The sequence below is a fragment of the Streptomyces sp. H51 genome (assembly GCF_035656535.1).
In the GTDB taxonomy this organism is placed as follows: Bacteria; Actinomycetota; Actinomycetes; order Streptomycetales; family Streptomycetaceae; genus Streptomyces.
Genome location: NZ_JAYMHD010000017.1, coordinates 3,628 through 5,070, shown reverse-complemented (window position 1 = coordinate 5,070; position 1,443 = coordinate 3,628). Strand labels below are relative to the sequence as shown.

The following is a 1,443-nucleotide window of genomic DNA, read 5'->3' as shown; positions in this document are numbered from 1 at the left end:
GGGGCTGTTCGTGGTTTCAGAACCAACACAGTGGACGCGAGCAACTGAGGACAAGCCCTCGGCCTATTAGTACCGGTCACCTCCACCAGTTACCTGGCTTCCAGATCCGGCCTATCAACCCAGTCGTCTACTGGGAGCCTTACCCCATCAAGTGGGTGGGAGTCCTCATCTCGAAGCAGGCTTCCCGCTTAGATGCTTTCAGCGGTTATCCCTCCCGAACGTAGCCAACCAGCCATGCCCTTGGCAGAACAACTGGCACACCAGAGGTTCGTCCGTCCCGGTCCTCTCGTACTAGGGACAGCCCTTCTCAAGACTCCTACGCGCACAGCGGATAGGGACCGAACTGTCTCACGACGTTCTAAACCCAGCTCGCGTACCGCTTTAATGGGCGAACAGCCCAACCCTTGGGACCGACTCCAGCCCCAGGATGCGACGAGCCGACATCGAGGTGCCAAACCATCCCGTCGATATGGACTCTTGGGGAAGATCAGCCTGTTATCCCCGGGGTACCTTTTATCCGTTGAGCGACGGCGCTTCCACAAGCCACCGCCGGATCACTAGTCCCGACTTTCGTCCCTGCTCGACCCGTCGGTCTCACAGTCAAGCTCCCTTGTGCACTTACACTCAACACCTGATTGCCAACCAGGCTGAGGGAACCTTTGGGCGCCTCCGTTACCCTTTAGGAGGCAACCGCCCCAGTTAAACTACCCATCAGACACTGTCCCTGATCCGGATCACGGACCCAGGTTAGACATCCAGCACGACCAGACTGGTATTTCAACGACGACTCCCACCATACTGGCGTATGGCTTTCACAGTCTCCCAGCTATCCTACACAAGCCGAACCGAACACCAATATCAAACTGTAGTAAAGGTCCCGGGGTCTTTCCGTCCTGCTGCGCGAAACGAGCATCTTTACTCGTAGTGCAATTTCACCGGGCCTATGGTTGAGACAGTCGAGAAGTCGTTACGCCATTCGTGCAGGTCGGAACTTACCCGACAAGGAATTTCGCTACCTTAGGATGGTTATAGTTACCACCGCCGTTTACTGGCGCTTAAGTTCTCAGCTTCGCCCACCCGAAAGTGAGCTAACCGGTCCCCTTAACGTTCCAGCACCGGGCAGGCGTCAGTCCGTATACATCGCCTTACGGCTTCGCACGGACCTGTGTTTTTAGTAAACAGTCGCTTCTCGCTGGTCTCTGCGGCCACCCCCAGCTCACCATGCAAAATGGATCACCAGGTGTGGCCCCCCTTCTCCCGAAGTTACGGGGGCATTTTGCCGAGTTCCTTAACCATAGTTCACCCGAACGCCTCGGTATTCTCTACCTGACCACCTGAGTCGGTTTAGGGTACGGGCCGCCATGAAACTCGCTAGAGGCTTTTCTCGACAGCATAGGATCATCCACTTCACCACAATCGGCTCGGCATCAGGTCTCAGCCGTA

Annotated in this window: 1 rRNA gene (only partly in view); it reads right to left on the bottom strand. The window is 56.3% G+C overall.

Features of this window, described 5'->3' with window-relative positions:
* Positions 1 to 46: 46 nt before the first annotated feature.
* Positions 47 to 1,443 (bottom strand): 23S ribosomal RNA (locus VKA29_RS04675) (it continues 1,797 nt past the right edge of the window).